Genomic DNA, 16314 nt, shown 5'->3' on the forward strand with positions numbered 1-16314 from the left:
TCAGGCACGCCGGAGGGCGGGCCGCTCGCGGCGCGACGTGAAGCGCGATCTGCGCGATGCAAGGTGGATCACAGCGGCTTGCACATCGCGGATGCGATTGCGTATCGACGATGGTTCGGAGTGCAGCAGGTTCGAAGACGCCTGATCACGTCACCATCATAGGCAGGAAGATCGACCGGCGCGCCGCGAATGTGCGAGCGCCGGCTGATCCAGATCATTTATTGAGATATGAGTGCGGCGCGAGCAGATTTTCTGCATTGCTCGCGCGCTAATTTTGCGACCTGTTTACCAAAGGTGGCCGCACGCGCACGAAGCGCTTCACGAAGTACCGTGCGCGCTCACGCGCCGTTTGGCTCCTCGCTGCGCACGAGCATGACCGGACGGTCCGCCGTGCGCAGGAACGACTCCGCCACGCTTCCGAGCAGCAGGCGTTTCATCCCCGAAAGCCCGCGCGTGCCCATCACGACGAGATCCGCTTCGTCTTCGGCCGCGATGCGGTAGATCACCGCGGCGATTTCCTCACCGCTCGACTCGGCGGCTCGTATGCTGCCCGTAATACCCTCACGCTCGAACACCGCTTTCGCTTCCTGCAACGCCGCAGTGGCCAGGTCGCTCGCCGGAGATTCGCGCGTCTGTTCTTCGGCAAAACCGGAGCTGACGTCGACGAGCCGCGCGGGATGTTGCACAACATACAGCGCCTGTACGCGGCCACCCGTTGCTTTCGCGATCTTTACAGCTTCGTCGAGTGCCCGCCGGCCACTTTGGCTGCCGTCGATCGCCACCAGAATCTGCTTGTACATTCTCACCTCCCGGGCGTCGCCCATGATGCGTCGCACTAGCGCCCGGGCGCGAACGCGCCGCCTCGGGTCGCGCGCGACGGCCTGCCGGCCGTTGCGTGATGCGCGGACTGAAGTGGCCGTCCGCGCCGTTAGATGCACTTCATTGTATTGGGGTATGGGTGCGCCAGGGTGTCAGTGCGCTACCTTGCCACGGCGCACCGCGAACGCAGCCATCGCCACACGTTCAACGCATCGTCAGCACTGCCGCTCCCGTGAGCCGCCCTTCGCGCAAATCGGCCAGCGCCTCGTTGGCTCGCGCGAGCGGGTAGGCAGTCGCATCGATTTCCAGCTTGTGACGCGCGGCGATCTCCATGAACGCGGCGCCGTCCTCGCGCGTGAGATTCGCTACTGACATGATGCGCCGCTCCTCCCACAGCCATGCATAGGGAAACGCGGGGATGTCGCTCATGTGGATGCCGCCGCAGACAACCGTCCCGCCCTTCGTCACGGCCCGCAGCGCCGCGGGCACGAGCGCGCCGACCGGAGCGAACAGAAGCGCGGCGTCGAGTGCCTCCGGTGGCGGCTCGTCGCTGCCGCCGGCCCATACGGCGCCGAGGCGCCGTGCGAACTGCTGTGCGGGGGCATCGCCGGGACGGGTGAACGCGTAGACCGTCCGTCCCTGATGCCGCGCGACCTGCGCGACGATATGCGCCGCCGCGCCGAAACCGTAGATGCCGATGCGCTCGGCATCACCCGCCATCGCGAGGGTGCGATATCCGATCAGGCCCGCGCACAGTAGCGGAGCCGCTTCGACATCGCTGTACTGGCGCGGCAGATGCAAGCAGTATCGGGCGTCGGCGAGCGTGCGTTCCGCATAGCCACCGTCGATCGTGTAGCCGGTGAAGCCTGGTGTGTCGCAAAGATTTTCGCGCCCACGCAGACAGAACCGGCAATGACCGCAAGTGTGGCCCAGCCACGGTACGCCCACGCGGTCGCCGGGTTCGAAGCCGGTCACGCCGCTCCCGATCGCGGCGACCGTGCCGACGATCTCGTGGCCCGGAATCACGGGCGTTTTCGGATGCTTCAAGTCGCCGTCGACGACATGCAGGTCCGTGCGGCACACGCCGCAAGCCCGCACGTCGATCAGCACTTCACCCGCGCCCGGCACCGGGTCGGGCAGTTCGACTTCGCGCAGCAGCGGGCTCGCGCCATCGAACAGCATCGCTCGCATTACCTGCCTCCTCGTGATGGTGCGCCTCGCGTGCCGCAGCGCTCGCACGAAGCATGTTACGCGGTCGGCGCCTGCATCGCGACCTCTGCGCCCCATGCGGCATGGTGGCGCACGGGGCGCGAAGCTCATCGCGCGTCGGCAAGCACATGAGCGGGATTTGCGCAGCACCGCACAACCTTCGCGAAAGAACTGCTCCAGCACTGCCGCTGTTGCTGCAAGCGCACACCGTTCGTCAATCGTGGCACCATGGCGTGACACCAAGAATATCCAACCCGCAGACGCCTGGTCACCGTGAGGCACGCGCGCGACTCCCGCCTCGGCCGGTCCAGCGTCTGCTGCGCAACTGGAGCACCGCATGAGCCAAGCCTCTCCCGCCCCTCGCCCGCCCGTCTCCGAGAATCTGCTGCGCCGCATGGATGCCTGGTGGCGCGCGGCCAATTACCTGTCGGTCGGCCAGATCTATCTGCTCGCGAATCCGCTCTTGCGCGAGCCGCTGCAGCTCGCGCACGTGAAGCCGCGCCTGCTTGGACACTGGGGCACTACCCCGGGACTGAACTTCCTCTATACGCACCTGAACCGCATCATCAACGAGCGCGATCTCCAGCTGCTCTTCCTCGCCGGTCCGGGTCACGGCGGCCCGGCGGTCGTTGCGAACACCTGGCTCGAAGGCACCTACAGCGAGACGTGGCCCAACGTTCCGCAGGATGAGGAAGGCATGGCGGCCCTCTTCAAGCAGTTCAGCTTTCCCGGCGGCATACCGAGTCACGTCGCGCCGCAAACGCCGGGCTCGATCCACGAAGGCGGCGAACTGGGTTACGCGCTCTCGCACGCGTATGGCGCGGTGTTCGACAATCCCGACCTGATCGTGGCGTGCGTGATCGGCGACGGCGAAGCCGAAACCGGTCCTCTCGCCACCGCGTGGCATTCGAACAAGTTCCTGAATCCGGTGACGGATGGGGCCGTGCTGCCGATCCTGCATCTGAACGGCTACAAGATCGCCGGGCCGACCGTGCTTGCGCGCATCGGTGACGACGAACTGGCGTCGCTGATGCGCGGCTATGGCTACGAGCCGGTGTTCGTCGAAGGCGACGATCCGGCCGTCATGCACGCGCTGATGGCCTCTGCGTTCGATCAGGTTTTCGACGATATCCGGCACATCCAGCGCGCCGCGCGCGAGGAAGGCAATACAGAGCGCCCGCGCTGGCCGATGATCGTGCTGCGCACGCCGAAAGGCTGGACCGGACCGAAGACCGTCGACGGCCTCAAGACCGAGGGATCGTGGCGTTCGCACCAGGTACCGTTCGGCAACCTGGAGAATCCCGAGCACCTGGGGCTGCTCGAAAGCTGGATGCGCAGCTACCACCCCGAAGAACTGTTCGACGCACACGGCCGGCTCCTGCCCGAGATCGCGGCGCTGTCGCCGCACGGCGAGCGCCGCATGAGCGCGAACCCGCACTCGAATGGCGGCGGCCGTGTGCGCGAATTGCGCGTGCCGCCGTTCGAGCGCCACGCCGTGGACGTACCCGCGCCGGGCCTCGTCAACGCCGAGGCGACGCGTGTGATGGGCGCGTTCCTGCGCGAGGTGATGCGCGTGAATCTGCCGTCGCACAACTTCCGCATCTTCGGCCCCGATGAAACGGCATCGAATCGCTGGTCCGATGTGTTTGAACTGACGTCGCGCACCTGGCTCGCTGAGATGCTGCCCGAAGACGTCCAGCTCGCGCGCGATGGCCGCGTGATGGAAATCCTCAGCGAACACACCTGCCAGGGCTGGCTAGAAGGCTATCTGCTGACGGGCCGCCACGGCTTCATGTCGTGCTACGAGGCGTTCATCCACATCATCGATTCGATGTTCAACCAGCATGCGAAGTGGTTGAAGGTGATCCGCGAGATTCCGTGGCGAAGGCCGCTGCCGTCGCTGAACTATCTGCTCACATCGCACGTGTGGCGGCAGGACCATAACGGGTTCAGCCACCAGGACCCGGGCTTCATCGATTACGCGGTGAACAAGAAGTCCGACACCGTGCGCGTGTACCTCCCGCCCGACGCCAACACGCTGCTCGTCGTGACCGACCACGTTATGCGCACGTGGAACCGCATCAACATCATCGTCGCGGGCAAGCAGCCTCAGGCGCAATGGCTCGACATGGAAGCGGCCATCCGCCATTGCGCGCACGGCATTGGCATCTGGCGCTGGGCGAGCAACGACGAAGGTGGCGAACCGGACGTCGTGATGGCCTGCGCCGGCGACGTGCCGACGCTAGAGACGATCGCCGCCGTCGACCTGCTGCGCACGTGGCTGCCCGACCTGAAGGTACGCGTGGTGAACGTGGTCGATCTGATGACACTCGAACCCGCCGACCGCCACCCGCACGGTCTCTCCGACGCCGACTTCAACTCGCTCTTCACGACGAACCGCCCGGTCATCTTCGCGCACCACAGCTATCCGACGCTGATCCACAAACTCACGTACAAGCGCGCGAACCACGCGAACATCCACGTGCACGGCTTCATCGAGGAAGGCACGACGACCACGCCGTTCGACATGACCGTGCTGAACCGGCTCGACCGCTACCACCTGTGCGAGGCGGTGATCGATCGCGTCGAGGGGCTCTCGCAGCGCGCGGCCCACGTGCGGCAAACGCTGCACGACAAGCTCGCGGAGCACCGCCGCTACGTCGACACCTACGGCGACGACATGCCTGAGATCCGCAACTGGCGCTGGTCCGGGGGGCGCGGTGACGCCCAGCCCGAACACGGCTAACGGATAAGGCTACGCGCGGGGGAAACGCAGTAGAGTGGCGGCGCTTAGCGCCTGCGTCCGAACACGCGCGCGAACGCCGTCACGAAGGTATCGATCCGGTCGTGCGCGAGACAGTTGATGCCCGCCGCGCCCACGCGGCCATTGCCGCCCGGGAATCCGCGGCATAGCTCATCGGCGCCGCGCGGGCTCGCGAGCGGTGCCCGCACGCTCACGGCATAGCTGCCGTCCGGGTTCGTGGTCAGCACGGCGTGCGCGCGCGTGGGATCCTCGTTCGCCAGCACGTTGCCGAACAGGCCGCGCACGCGCCGTGTCCATGGCTCGTCGGGCAGCACGAAAACGCTGCCGTACTGCAGTGCGATCAGCGGGGTAATCGTCTTCGCGAGCCTGAGATCGTCCTCGCGGCATTCAGCCAGACGCTGCACGATGGGCTCCGCCGCGATGAAGTCGAACGGATCGGCGTACGGTTTGAGCCGCTCGTAAAGTGCCTGCGGCGCGATCATGAGATCGGCGACGTCGTCGCCGTAGGCGTTGTAGTTGATCGACTCGCCCAGTTCGCGCAACTGATCTTCCTGCGCCTGGGTGAGTCCGGCCTGCGTCGCGAGCGAGTGCGCCGTCGACCCGAGGTTGTCACCCCACGCTGCCGTGATCGCCCATGTGCGGTAACGGCCGCCCAGATGCCGGTCGACCAGTACGCTCGTGCAAACCTCCGCAGTTGTGTCGATATGCGCGACCAGGTTCGTGGTTTGCGGCAGATCGCCCGCGTAGTGATGGTCGAAATACTCGATCGGGATGTCCTGGTTGAGCAGCTTCGTGAGCGCGTCGCGATTGGAATCGAACGAGATGTCGAGCACTGTCAGAGAATCGCCTCGACGCGCGGGAACACGCGCGATGAGTTCGGTATCCCGCTTGACGCCCGTGATCAGTGTGGCCTCACGCGGCCTTGCGAGCCGCAGTTGATGCAGCGCGCAGAGGCCGTCCGCGTCGCCGTTGAATACGTCGAAATGCGCCATGTTCTGTCAGTTTGAGTTCAACGAAACAACACAGTATCGCGCACCATAGGCCATTCGGACAAAGTGCCAATGTCCGCGCACGGCATTTGGGTCAATCTGCGGCCCGAAGCTGCCCAACTGTACAAGCGTCGGGCGACTGCAAATATCTTTTGCGCGACGCCATACCCAACTCACGCGCTCGCGCCGGTCTCGCATGCTGCCGTGTATGCTCGGACATCACATCCTATCCCGTATCGGTTTATGTCCGACACGCCCCGTTCCACAGTCTCACGTCAACAAGTCAAACGCCTGCGCGCAGGCCGGCGCCATAGCCGCACGATCGATGCAGCGCTGCGGCGGGCCGCCACCTATCCGCATCCGGCGGGCCGCGTGGTGCGCATCGAAACGCATATTTCGGTGGTCTATCTGGCCGGACGCTACGCGTACAAGATCATGAAGCCGGTCAATTTCGGTTTCGTCGACTTCACCTCACTCGATGCGCGCCGCCGTTGCTGCGAAGCCGAGATCCGGCTCAACCGGCCATTCGCAGGCCCGATTTATCTCGATGTGAAACCGATTTCAATCGATACAGGACGATGCCACCTCGGCCGGAGAAAAGGCGGCGCACGCGTTATCGACTATGCAGTACGAATGCGGCGCTTCGATCAGCGCCAGCTATTTTCGAGCCTCGTCGACCATGGCGAACTTGACTTCGCCGACATCGACGCTGCCGCGCAAAAGCTCGCTGCGAACCACATCCATGCGCAGCGGCTAGTTAGTGAAGGCACGAGGCTTGGGACGGCGGCGTTGCTGCACGACCAGGTGCTGGCGGCGCTTGCGCCTCTCGAACACGATCCGCGCACGGCTGCGGCCGTGCAAGCCGCGGGATTGCGGCGTTACTGCGAAAGCGAACTCGAACGCAAGGCCGCCCATCTCGACGCACGCCGTGCGCAAGGCTTCGTGCGTGCGTGTCACGGCGACCTTCATCTCGACAATCTCCTGCGCCACGCAAGCACAACGCTGATGTTCGACTGCATCGAATTCAGCGACGAGCTGCGCTGGATCGATGTCACCGCCGACCTCGCGTTCCTGCTGATGGACTTGCGCGCGCATGGACACGGCCGCCACGCTAACCGGTTGCTGGCGCGCTACCTGGAGGCGACCGGCGACTTCGACGGACTGGCCGCGCTGCCGCTGTATGTGGTGTACCGGGCGCTCGTTCGGGCGATGGTGGCGCTGCTCAAGGCAGGTCCGCCGCGCTCGCAAACCGCGGCGGCGCGGGAAGGCGCCTGGACTCCGTATCTCGATCTGGCCGCGAAAACGTCACGCAACCGCACGCCTTCGCTTCTGCTGTGCCACGGCTTGTCGGGATCGGGAAAGTCGGTGGCCAGTCGCGCACTGGCCGAGCAAACCGGCGCGATACGTATCGCGAGCGATACCGAACGCAAGCGCGCGCAGCCGTTCGCCCCGCCCGACCTTGAGGCGTTACCGGCCAGCGCCTACACGCCCGAAGCAATCGCAGCGCATTACGACCGGCTCGCCGGGCTGACCGCCGGTGTGCTCGGCGCGAGCTATACCGCGCTAGTGGATGCGACGTTCCTGAAGTCCGCGCATCGCGCGCGCTTCATTGCGCTCGGTGAACAGCTGGGCGTACCGGTCCTGATACTCAACTTTCACGCTGACACCGCGCGGCTCGTCGAACGCGTAAATGCACGCGCTCGCGGGCCCCGCGACGCGTCGGACGCGGGCGAAGCAGTACTCGCAGCGCAGATGGCGAGCGCCGACCCGCTCGATCCCTCGGAGCAGCGCATTTCGGTCGATCTGGACACGGACGTACCGGTCGCGGCGTTCGCCACCACGACCTGGTGGACACCGCTCTTCGACCGGATCGAAGGTTTGTACGAAAAAGAGTCAGCAGACGGATGATCTGCTGACGTCAGTTCGTCAATTGTCCGCTTTGTGCTGAGCGACGGACCAGCCAAGTCCGGGGGAGGTGCGAAAACGCGGCTTGAAGCCGGGCGAACGGCGACACGCTTGCATGCGCTCGCCCATCGCCGCGCACAGATCAAGCCCCTCATCGCCGTAGAGGCTCTTCATGGCTTGCTGCACGAGCCCGGCTTCGAACCAGACTTTGAAGCGCCGGTGGCACGTGCGGAAATCGGGATAGCGCTCAGGCAAGGCTGCCCAGACCGACGCGGTCCACAGCACCCAGTGGATGGCCTCGAACACGGCGCGGGCGCTGTGCGCCGGCCGGCCACGGCCACGCCGCGTGGCATCAGGATGGTCCCCGTGAAACAGGGGCCCGATGCTTTGCCACTGTGTTTCAGTCAATTCCGGGCAGGTACGAGAGGATGTCTGGATTTCCATAAATATTTCACCGACAGCAACCGTCCTACGTTACCGCCGTAAGACGTCGGAAAACATCAGACAACACCGAAAACGCTCCGACCTTTGATCATCTGGCCCTTTCCGGCGCGGCGACCTCATGACCGTTCGCACGGCACGCTGCACTAAGTCGCGATCGAACGCAGGCCGCGCGCGCTAACGAGCGGAGGCAACGCATTTGTCCATCTGTGTGATCGGCGGCCAGGAGGTAGGCGCGCCCGCAGGATGTCATTTCGTCGAGCGAGCGGCATTGCACGCCGCGACAACGCGAGCGGCGCGAAGCCCGCTATACGCCGCGCCGCCGATACCCGGTCACGGCGCGCTTGATGCGCACGGTCTGAATCCGGATCGCTATCCGGTCGCCACTGCGCCCCGGCAGGCGTCGAAGACGAATCCCGCCCGCCGGCGAGTCAGAACTGCTTGCGCATCTCGGCGGCAGGCAGCTTCATCATCTGTCGATACTTCGTCACCGTCCGTCGGGCCACTTGCACGCCCTGCTTCTCCAGCTCGTGCGTCAGCACGACATCCGAGAGCGGGTCGCGAGGGTCTTCCGCGTCGATCATCTCCTTGATGAGCACGCGCACCGCCGCTGCCGAGCAGGTGCCGCCCGTGCGCGTCTCCAGTTCGCGCGGGAAGAAGCGCTTGAATTCGTAGATCCCGCGCGGCGTCGCCATGTACTTGTTGCCCGTCGCACGCGAAACCGTCGATTCGTGCAAGCCCAGTTCGTCGGCGACGTCGCGCAGCAGCATCGGCCGCAGCGCGATCTCGCCGTACTGGAAGAACGCCTTCTGCCGCGCGACGATGCATTCGCCCACGCGCAAGATCGTCTCGCAGCGCTTGTGCGCATTGCGGATCAGCCAGCGCGCCTCCTGCAACTGCTGCGCGAGCGGCGAACGGCTCGTCTCTCCCGAGCGCGCGAACATTTCCGCATAGAGCTTGTGGATGCGGGCGCGCGGCTCGATCGCCGGATTGACGCTGACCACCCAGCGGTCGCGCACCTGACGCACGATGACGTCAGGTACGACATAGCCGCCGTCCGCGCGGCCGTACTGATTGCCGGGCTTCGGATCGAGGTGGCGCACGAGCGCGCAGGCGGCCTGAAGGGCGTGCGCGTCGCAGCCGAGCTGACGCTGCAACTCACCGCTCTCGCGACGCGCGAGCCGTTCAAGATGATCCGTGACGATCCGGTGGGCAAGATCGCGCTCGGGGGCGTGGTCGGTCATGGCTTCGAGTTGGAGCGCAAGACATTCGGAGAGCGAGCGGGCGCCGATCCCCGGCCGATCGAGCGTCTGCACCACGCGCAGTGCTACGCGCAGGCGGTCTTCGTCGAGCGTGTAGCCGACGCCGTCGACCTGAGCGAGATCGGCCAGATCCTGGCGCAGGTAGCCGTCGTCATCGAGCGCTTCGATCACGAGCTGCGCCGCCAGGCGGTCGCGGTCGTCGAGCGGAAGAAGGCGCAGCGCGTCGTGCAGTTGCTCGCGCAGCGAAACCGGCACGCGGACCCACTCGGAGGCCTCGGAGTCGCCGTCGTCGGCGTCGCGATGGGCCGACGGGCGCAGCAATCCGGACACCGACGTTTCCGCCGTCCAGGAGGGAGAGTCCGGCTGCATCGAGCCATCTTCCATTGCACTATCCATGCTGCCGCCCGTCGTCTCGACCGGGCCAACCGGCGCCACCGCCGCGGCAGCTTCAGCGCCCGGCACCCCGCCTGGCGAGCCTTCTGTCGCGTCGCCCGTCTCCGAGGCGGGTGGGACGTATTCGAGGAACGGATTGGTGTCGAGTGCTTCGCGAAGCTCCTGCTGGAACTCGAGCGACGATAGCTGCAACAGCCGCACAGCCTGCTGCAGGCGCGGCGTCAGCGCAATTTGCTGGCGCGCGTGTAACGCAATAGAAGGCATGGCGATCCCGGTCGTGAAGGTCGAAACGAACGGACTTAAGCAACACTTATGCCAGTTTTCACAAGCCTCTGTTTTGAAACAGGATCGGGACTTGCGAGGAAATCACTTCGGTGCCGTTGCGCGACACCCGGCCGGACGTTTTTACAATCGACGGGCAAGATTGTCGCGCCGTTCTGGCGCCGCCTTCAGGGGAGTCGCCTCCTGGCCCGATCACCTGCCAATGCTCGTGTCGTCCACCCGCCCCGTTTCCGCTTCTGATGCGTCGGCCATTTTGCGCAAAGCGGCACCGCGCTTGCGGATAGCTGTTCAGACAGAAAATGACCACCGCGTGACGTGCCGCGACACGGCATGACGCGGCACGTCACGCGCAAGGCGCAAAAGCATCGCCCGCCAGACGGCGGGCGGTCACCATCCGCCAAAACGCGTCAACCGCGCTCCGACCGACTGATCTGCTCGCGCCGCTGGCCACCCTGGCGCTCGAGCATCCATCCTGGATACTCGGCAGGCAATTGGCTCACATCGTCGAGGACGGCAAGTTCTTCCGCCGAGAGCGTGACCTTCGTCGCCGCCACGTTGTCATCGAGCTGATCGACGCGTTTCGCTCCGACGATCACCGACGTCACCACGGGCTGATGCAACAGCCACGCAAGTGCGATCTGCGCGACCGAGACACCTTTCTTGTCAGCAATCGAGCGCATTGCATCCACGCAGTCCCACGCGCGCTCGCGATTCACCGGCGGAAAGTCGAACGTCGTGCGGCGGCTACCCGCCTCACCTTCCGTGTCGCGACCGTACTTGCCGCTCAGGAGCCCGCCCGCGAGCGGACTCCACACCATCAGCCCAAGCCCTTCGCTCTTGAGCATCGGCACGAGTTCGCGCTCGAGATCGCGGCCCGCGATCGTGTAGTAAGCCTGCAGAGATTGAAAGCGTGCCAGCCCGTGATGATGAGCGATGCCGAGCGCCTTCACGATCTGCCACGCCGCCCAGTTCGAGACACCCACGTAGCGCACATGGCCCTGCTGAACGAGCGCGTCGAGCCCGCGCACGGTTTCCTCGATCGGTGTCGCCGGGTCGAACGCATGGATCTGGTAGAGATCGATGTGTTCGAGTTGCAGACGTTTGAGACTCGCTTTCACGCCGTTCATGATGTGGTAGCGCGTGGCGCCGGTCTCGTTGGGCGAGTCGCCCATCTGCCCGAAGACCTTCGTCGCGATGACGACCTGCTCGCGCGGAATCTTCAGGTTCTTGAGCGCCTGACCGGTAATCTGCTCGGACACGCCCTGCGAATAGACATCGGCGGTCCCGAAAAACAGTCTATATATATTTGAATCTGCTCTCACGTCTGAAAGGCAGATTCATGAAGAAATCCCTTAATACACGGCCCGTTGCCGCAGCGACCACGCAGCCCCGCCTGTTTGTATATGGCCGCTTCTCCAGCGCCAGGCAGGACAAGGGCGACAGCTTCGCCCGCCAGATGGACTATGCGCGCCGCTGGGCTGGCGAACACGGTTACGTCATTGACGATTCCCTGACCATGTTTGACCACGGCCTGAGCGCCTACAAGGGCGAGCACGTCAGGAAAGGCGCGCTTGGCGCGTTCCTTGCCGCCATCCGCCAGAAAAAACTTGTCTGCGCGGGCGACGTGCTCCTGGTCGAGTCACTCGACCGCCTCAGCCGCGCCGAACCGATCAACGCGCAGCGGCAGTTCTCGGACATCATTGATTCGGGCGTCGCCATCGTTACGGCCGACGACGGCCAGGTGTACAGCAAGGAAGGACTGGAACGCGATCCCTCGCCGCTGTTCGTGGCGCTTGCGTACATGATCCGCGCCCACGATGAAAGCGCGTCCAAGGGCCGCCGCGTGCGCGACGCACTCAGGCGCCAGTGCCAGAACTGGGTCACGGGTGAATGGCGTGGCAGGCTCAACGCGGGCAGTGATCCGGCCTGGGTCAGGTACAACCCCGAACGCCGCGCCTTCGACCTCGACCCGCAACAGGTCGAAAGCGTGCGGACGATGATTGACCTTTACCGCGAAGGCTACGGCCCTTCGCGCGCCTTCGCGGTGATGCGCGAACGGGGCATCCCCATTCCGGCCGGTACGTCCGATGCGTGCCGCGCGCACAAGATCATGGAAAACCGCAGTCTCCTGGGCGAAAAGATTGTGACTGTCGAAGGCGACCCGAGGAACCACGTTGAAACGCAAACGTTCGTGCTCCATGGCTACTATCCGGCTGTCATGACCGAAGCGGAATTTGCGTCCCTCCAGTTCGTGCGGGGCCAGCGTGGACGGCGCGCGGGCCGGGGTAGCGTCACCGGCATCATGACTGGCATCGGCATTACTTTTTGCGCACATTGTGGCTTTGCGATGGCAAACCAGAATTCCGCGCCGTATGTCAGAAAGGACACTGGAACCTTGCGCGACGGACAACGGCGGATTCTGTGCAGCGGATGGCAGAAGGCCGCTAACCGCTGTCGCGTTCATGGCTGCTCGATCATTCCGATCGAACGCGCGCTCATGAAGTTTTGCAGTGACCAGATGAACCTGGCGGCACTGTTCGCTGACCACGATGAACGAAGCCGCAAGATAGCCGATGCGCTCGCGCTCGCGCGCCAGGCCGTCGCCGGTACGGAAAAGCAGATACGGAAATTCATGATGGCCGCCGCCTCGGACGATAGCGTTACGCCTGAAGCGATGAAGGCATTCACGCGGGAACTCCAGGAGCGCCTGGGCGCGGAACAGCGCAAGGTCTCCGACTACGAACACGAACTCGAATCATTGAGCCGCCATGCGCGACCCGCAGTCGCCGATGCCTGGGCAGAACTTCGCGAAGGCGTCGAAGCGCTCGACCCTGACGCGCGCATGAAAGCACGCCAGCTTGTGATGGACACGTTCAGGCGCATCGAGATAAGCCTCGCAGATCGCGAAAGGATTGGCCTGTGTTTCGTTTCAAAACGCGACATCGTGGTTGTCCTGTGGCTCGACCGCAAGACTGGCGAATATGTCCAGGACCCGATTTTCGAACCCGTGTTGCTGGAAAACAGTAACCATGCGGCACTGGCCTGGGTGCCAGCGGCCATGAAGGACGCCGCCTGAGCGTCACGGGTCCCCGCGCTCCTCGAAACGCCCTGAAGGCTCCGACCAGACCTTCAGGGCTTTTTCACGTATGAGATAACACCGGTAGGACAACACAGCGATTTCCCACAGGTGTCTGGCGAGATACGGACCAGACTCGACAACGCGGCCCGCTTCGTCCAGGATAGCAAATACCGCAGGATCGCCGTCCGCCGTTGTTACGGTAAAGCCGTCCCACATACGCGCCGTCACAACGGCGTACTCCAGTTTCCCGCCGTCCAGCTTCTCGCCATCCTTCACGGTTATCACCACCATTCCTCCTGCGCGCCTGGATCAGGTGCAGACCGTTTCGCGCGATACTTCGCACTGCATGACAACAGGGCTGGCACTTCCCGCCAGCGCCGGATCGAACAGCATGTACGCTGATACGGAACCGGCAAGCAGTTCCGTGATGAATTCGCGCCAGCGCGTACAGGCGAACCCGGGGACCTCCGGCTGCGCGTCCACGGTAACGGACTCACGCGCCGCATGTCCGGCCCTCCACCGCTCAACCTCGCGCGCATGCAGCCCGAACAGGCTGGCAATCTCGCGCAGCAGCAACGGCCATGCATCAGCCGGGTGTTCGTCGTGCATATGCTGGAGATAGCCCAGCAGACTCTGGTGCGCCAGCAGGAACCGCGTAAAGCCGGAACTGCACCCGAGCAGGTGCGCGACCCGTATCATGTTGACCACGCCGCCGCCCTCGAACTGCGCCCGGTATTCCTCATCGGGAATGACAAAGCCGACCGCGCAGCGCCGACCGTCCGGCGCGCGGTAGCGGCACCGGGAGCCGGACAGGGCGCGTGCGTTCTGCCGCAGCAGTTCGCACGCGACGAAATCGAAGACGTCCTGGGCCGTCAGCAACGCCAGCATCGCTGTCGTGAGTTTCATGGTGTGACCTCATTTCAGGTGTCGTGGAAAGTCCGTGCCCCGATCACGTCTGCTGCTCCATCAGCGCGAGCGCCCGTTCTGCCGTTTTCACCGTGAAAGCATGCCATTCCGCGCGGCACCCAGCCAGCGTCGCCCGGGCCTGTTCCGGCTCCTGTCCTGCGGCCAGGGTCAGCGCGTCCATCATGGCGCGGGCACCGAGAAAATAGGCAACTTTCGCGATATCGTGACATTCCGGGCCGAACGAACTGAACTTCAGTACCGTGTCGATCATTTCAAACGTGTCATTCAGGTGTCCCATCTTGTGGGCCTCCTTCGTCAAGATCGGCGGCGCGCACGCTGTACAGGTCCGCCAGTTCGTTACGCTGGGCAGCATCCGGCAGATGCCTGATCCGGTCTGCCGCCTCATTGAGCGCGTCCATCGTTGCCGCGCCCTGCAGCGCGGCCTTCACGTCATCGAAAGTTTCGTCCGGCCTCCTGGTGCGGCCTGCGGCGCGCGTGGCCTTGCGCGCCTTCATGCGTGACTTGACCGCGGCGGTGCGCGAGCCTTCGGGCCCGGCCGGGCCGGTCGTACCGGCATCCGTGGCCGGGACCTCGAACCATTCGGACGGCGTACTCATGCCCTCGCGCAGACTCACGTAGACGCGCTTGAGGTTGACCACCTGGGACGCCGTGATGGCATCCAGCCGCCGCTGGATACGTTGCTCAATCATGTCTTTCGTGACACCCAGCGGCGCGAACGCCTCGACCATCTTCGCCATGCCTGCGGCACTGGTGTCCGCCGTCGCTTTCAGGGTGGCGTCAGCCTGCTCCATCGCGCGTTCGACCACGTCGGAAGGAACGATTGCCTTGATGCATTCGCGCAGGCGGCGCTGTGCCATGTTGGCGTACAGCTCGTAGACATCGCGCTCGTCATGCAGCACATAGCCGCCGCCGCGCGTTTCGCTGCGATCCCGCCAGTGAGGCACGATCCACGCGACGCGCTTGCGCGAGCGCGCTTCAAAGTCGATGCACCACGCCTCCATCTCCGAGAACGGAACGCCGGACCCGTCGCGGCCGCGCGAGCGTTCGCGCCAGCCCATGTCGAGGTTGCTCCACAGGGTACCGATCTCCTGCATCGCCTTGATGCTCGGCCCCCGGATATCCTCGCCGCCGCGGGCATACTGGTACTGGCTGTGTTCCGCCAGCGTGTTACGTGTGAACGCCAGCAGTATCCGGTCCATCGCGCGCACCGCGTCGCGCGGAAAACGCTGCGCCATCAGATAGTTGATCTGCAGGTCGGCCAGTTCGCGGCTCTGTTCCAGCCGTGCGCCTGCCGTCTCGGTCACGTTCCTGTCTGCGGACAGGGACTCGATCACGTCATTCATTGCGGCTCTCCTTTCCGGCTGAACCGGAAGTCGATATAGCGCGTCGCCTCGACCTCGTATGCCTTGCGCTCGATCAGTGCGCGGCGATACGAACCGCCGTTCGGCAGCACGCCGATGCTCGCGTTGCCCATCATCTGCAGAAGGCGTGCGCGCGCCGCGTCCGCGCCTGCCTTCATCAGTTTCGCCTGCTCCTCGAAATCGAGCCGTGCGTAGTGCATCGCCTCCGCTTCGGCGGGCAACCGGATCGTGGTACCGTCGGTGCCGCGATAGATTCTTTTCAGCAGCGCTATTGCGGAGGGGTGCTCGTAGTCGAGCGGCGGGGCTTCGCCACGCTCCACGAACGCCCAGAAGTGCCGCTCGCCCTCGACCAGCTCCTCGATCATCTCGGGATCGCGCTCGACGTGATAGACGACCAGACGGCAGCCGCCGACGCAGGCGGCAAGATGCCAGCGTTCATAGCCCGAGACCGCCAGGTAGTGATGAACCTGCAGCAGGTATTCGGTCGGTATCGCGTCCGAATGTTCATCTCCCCATTCGCCCAGCCGATGCGCCAGGCCATCGACATTCTTGATTTCGAGCCCTTCACGGCGACCGACGATGAGGCGGTCATAACTGGCCGTCATCCAGGGATAGCGGCGATGGCGGGCGATCTGGTGAGGCCGTCGCAGCTTCACCCTGTAGCGTTGTGCGTACATGTCCGCAATGACCGGTTCCATCGCGACGCCGAATGCGATCCGCTCGGCGGCGTCGGCCCCGACCTCATCGGCCTCGATCTGTCCGGTCAGTTCCAGGAAAAACTGGTGCATGGTCTTGTAGCGCGACTGTCCGAGCGCGGCGGCGGCATTGCTGCCGCCGATGCTCCGGCTTCGCGGCGCGACCCGCTCTTCACACGCATTCATCG

The 16314-nt window shown here is 64.6% G+C and carries 13 protein-coding genes and 1 pseudogene; 3 read left to right on the forward strand and 11 right to left on the reverse strand.

All coding sequences use genetic code 11. From position 1 onward, the window contains the following. Positions 1–338: 338 nt before the first annotated feature. Together L0U80_RS21135 and L0U80_RS21140 are read right to left on the reverse strand one after the other, a co-directional pair. Positions 339–800, reverse strand: a complete 462-nt coding sequence (locus L0U80_RS21135) for a universal stress protein (RefSeq protein ID WP_233869524.1) — start codon at positions 798–800, stop codon at positions 339–341. Between the two features lie 223 nt (positions 801–1023). Further along, positions 1024–2010, reverse strand: coding sequence for a zinc-dependent alcohol dehydrogenase family protein (locus L0U80_RS21140; protein ID WP_233869527.1), 987 nt, complete (start codon positions 2008–2010; stop codon positions 1024–1026). 355 nt (positions 2011–2365) lie between these two features. Between L0U80_RS21140 and L0U80_RS21145 the strand changes: the two genes are divergently transcribed. Continuing rightward, on the forward strand, positions 2366–4774 hold the full coding sequence (locus L0U80_RS21145; RefSeq protein ID WP_233869529.1) for a phosphoketolase family protein: 2409 nt from the start codon (positions 2366–2368) through the stop codon (positions 4772–4774). Positions 4775–4818: 44 nt separating this feature from the next. On the opposite strand, the gene L0U80_RS21150 is transcribed toward L0U80_RS21145, so the two are convergent. Continuing rightward, a complete protein-coding gene (locus L0U80_RS21150; RefSeq protein WP_233869532.1) occupies positions 4819–5784 on the reverse strand; it encodes an acetyltransferase in 966 nt (321 codons plus the stop codon). A gap of 240 nt (positions 5785–6024) precedes the next feature. Between L0U80_RS21150 and L0U80_RS21155 the strand changes: the two genes are divergently transcribed. Further along, positions 6025–7689, forward strand: coding sequence for a bifunctional aminoglycoside phosphotransferase/ATP-binding protein (locus tag L0U80_RS21155; RefSeq protein WP_233869535.1), 1665 nt, complete (start codon positions 6025–6027; stop codon positions 7687–7689). An 18-nt stretch (positions 7690–7707) separates the two neighbouring features. Here L0U80_RS21155 and L0U80_RS21160 read toward each other — a convergent pair whose 3' ends face one another. From L0U80_RS21160 to L0U80_RS21170, 3 genes and pseudogenes are all read right to left on the reverse strand, one after another. Continuing rightward, positions 7708–8130 (reverse strand): transposase, encoded by a 423-nt coding sequence (locus L0U80_RS21160; protein WP_233869538.1) that lies wholly within the window; start codon positions 8128–8130, stop codon positions 7708–7710. Positions 8131–8558: 428 nt separating this feature from the next. Further along, positions 8559–10046, reverse strand: coding sequence for an RNA polymerase factor sigma-54 (locus L0U80_RS21165; RefSeq protein ID WP_233869541.1), 1488 nt, complete (start codon positions 10044–10046; stop codon positions 8559–8561). A gap of 425 nt (positions 10047–10471) precedes the next feature. After that, positions 10472–11356 (reverse strand): annotated as a pseudogene (locus tag L0U80_RS21170) (aldo/keto reductase); the annotation flags it as partial. A gap of 47 nt (positions 11357–11403) precedes the next feature. On the opposite strand from L0U80_RS21170, the gene L0U80_RS21175 reads away from it, so the two are divergent. Continuing rightward, a complete protein-coding gene (locus L0U80_RS21175; RefSeq protein ID WP_233869543.1) occupies positions 11404–13140 on the forward strand; it encodes a recombinase family protein in 1737 nt (578 codons plus the stop codon). A gap of 3 nt (positions 13141–13143) precedes the next feature. Here L0U80_RS21175 and L0U80_RS21180 read toward each other — a convergent pair whose 3' ends face one another. Genes L0U80_RS21180 through L0U80_RS21200 form a run of 5 tightly spaced genes read right to left on the reverse strand, consistent with a single transcriptional unit; the run spans position 13144 to position 16312 of the window. Then, positions 13144–13434, reverse strand: a complete 291-nt coding sequence (locus tag L0U80_RS21180; RefSeq protein WP_233869546.1) for a hypothetical protein — start codon at positions 13432–13434, stop codon at positions 13144–13146. Between the two features lie 18 nt (positions 13435–13452). After that, entirely contained in the window at positions 13453–14049 is a 597-nt protein-coding gene (locus tag L0U80_RS21185; RefSeq protein WP_233869549.1) for a hypothetical protein, read from the reverse strand. A gap of 43 nt (positions 14050–14092) precedes the next feature. Next, the gene (locus L0U80_RS21190) at positions 14093–14320 is read right to left on the reverse strand and encodes a hypothetical protein (protein WP_233869551.1); all 228 of its coding nucleotides are present in this window, start codon (positions 14318–14320) and stop codon (positions 14093–14095) included. Positions 14321–14330: 10 nt separating this feature from the next. Then, positions 14331–15413 carry a hypothetical protein gene (locus tag L0U80_RS21195; RefSeq protein WP_233869554.1) on the reverse strand — a complete coding sequence of 361 codons (1083 nt, stop codon included), beginning with the start codon at positions 15411–15413 and terminating at the stop codon, positions 14331–14333. Continuing rightward, on the reverse strand, positions 15410–16312 hold the full coding sequence (locus L0U80_RS21200; protein ID WP_233869557.1) for a YqaJ viral recombinase family nuclease: 903 nt from the start codon (positions 16310–16312) through the stop codon (positions 15410–15412). Before L0U80_RS21200 ends, L0U80_RS21195 begins: the two co-directional genes overlap by 4 nt. Between the last annotated feature and the right edge of the window lie 2 nt (positions 16313–16314).

It is taken from the genome of Paraburkholderia adhaesiva (assembly GCF_021390575.1).
Taxonomy (GTDB): domain Bacteria; phylum Pseudomonadota; class Gammaproteobacteria; order Burkholderiales; family Burkholderiaceae; genus Paraburkholderia; species Paraburkholderia adhaesiva.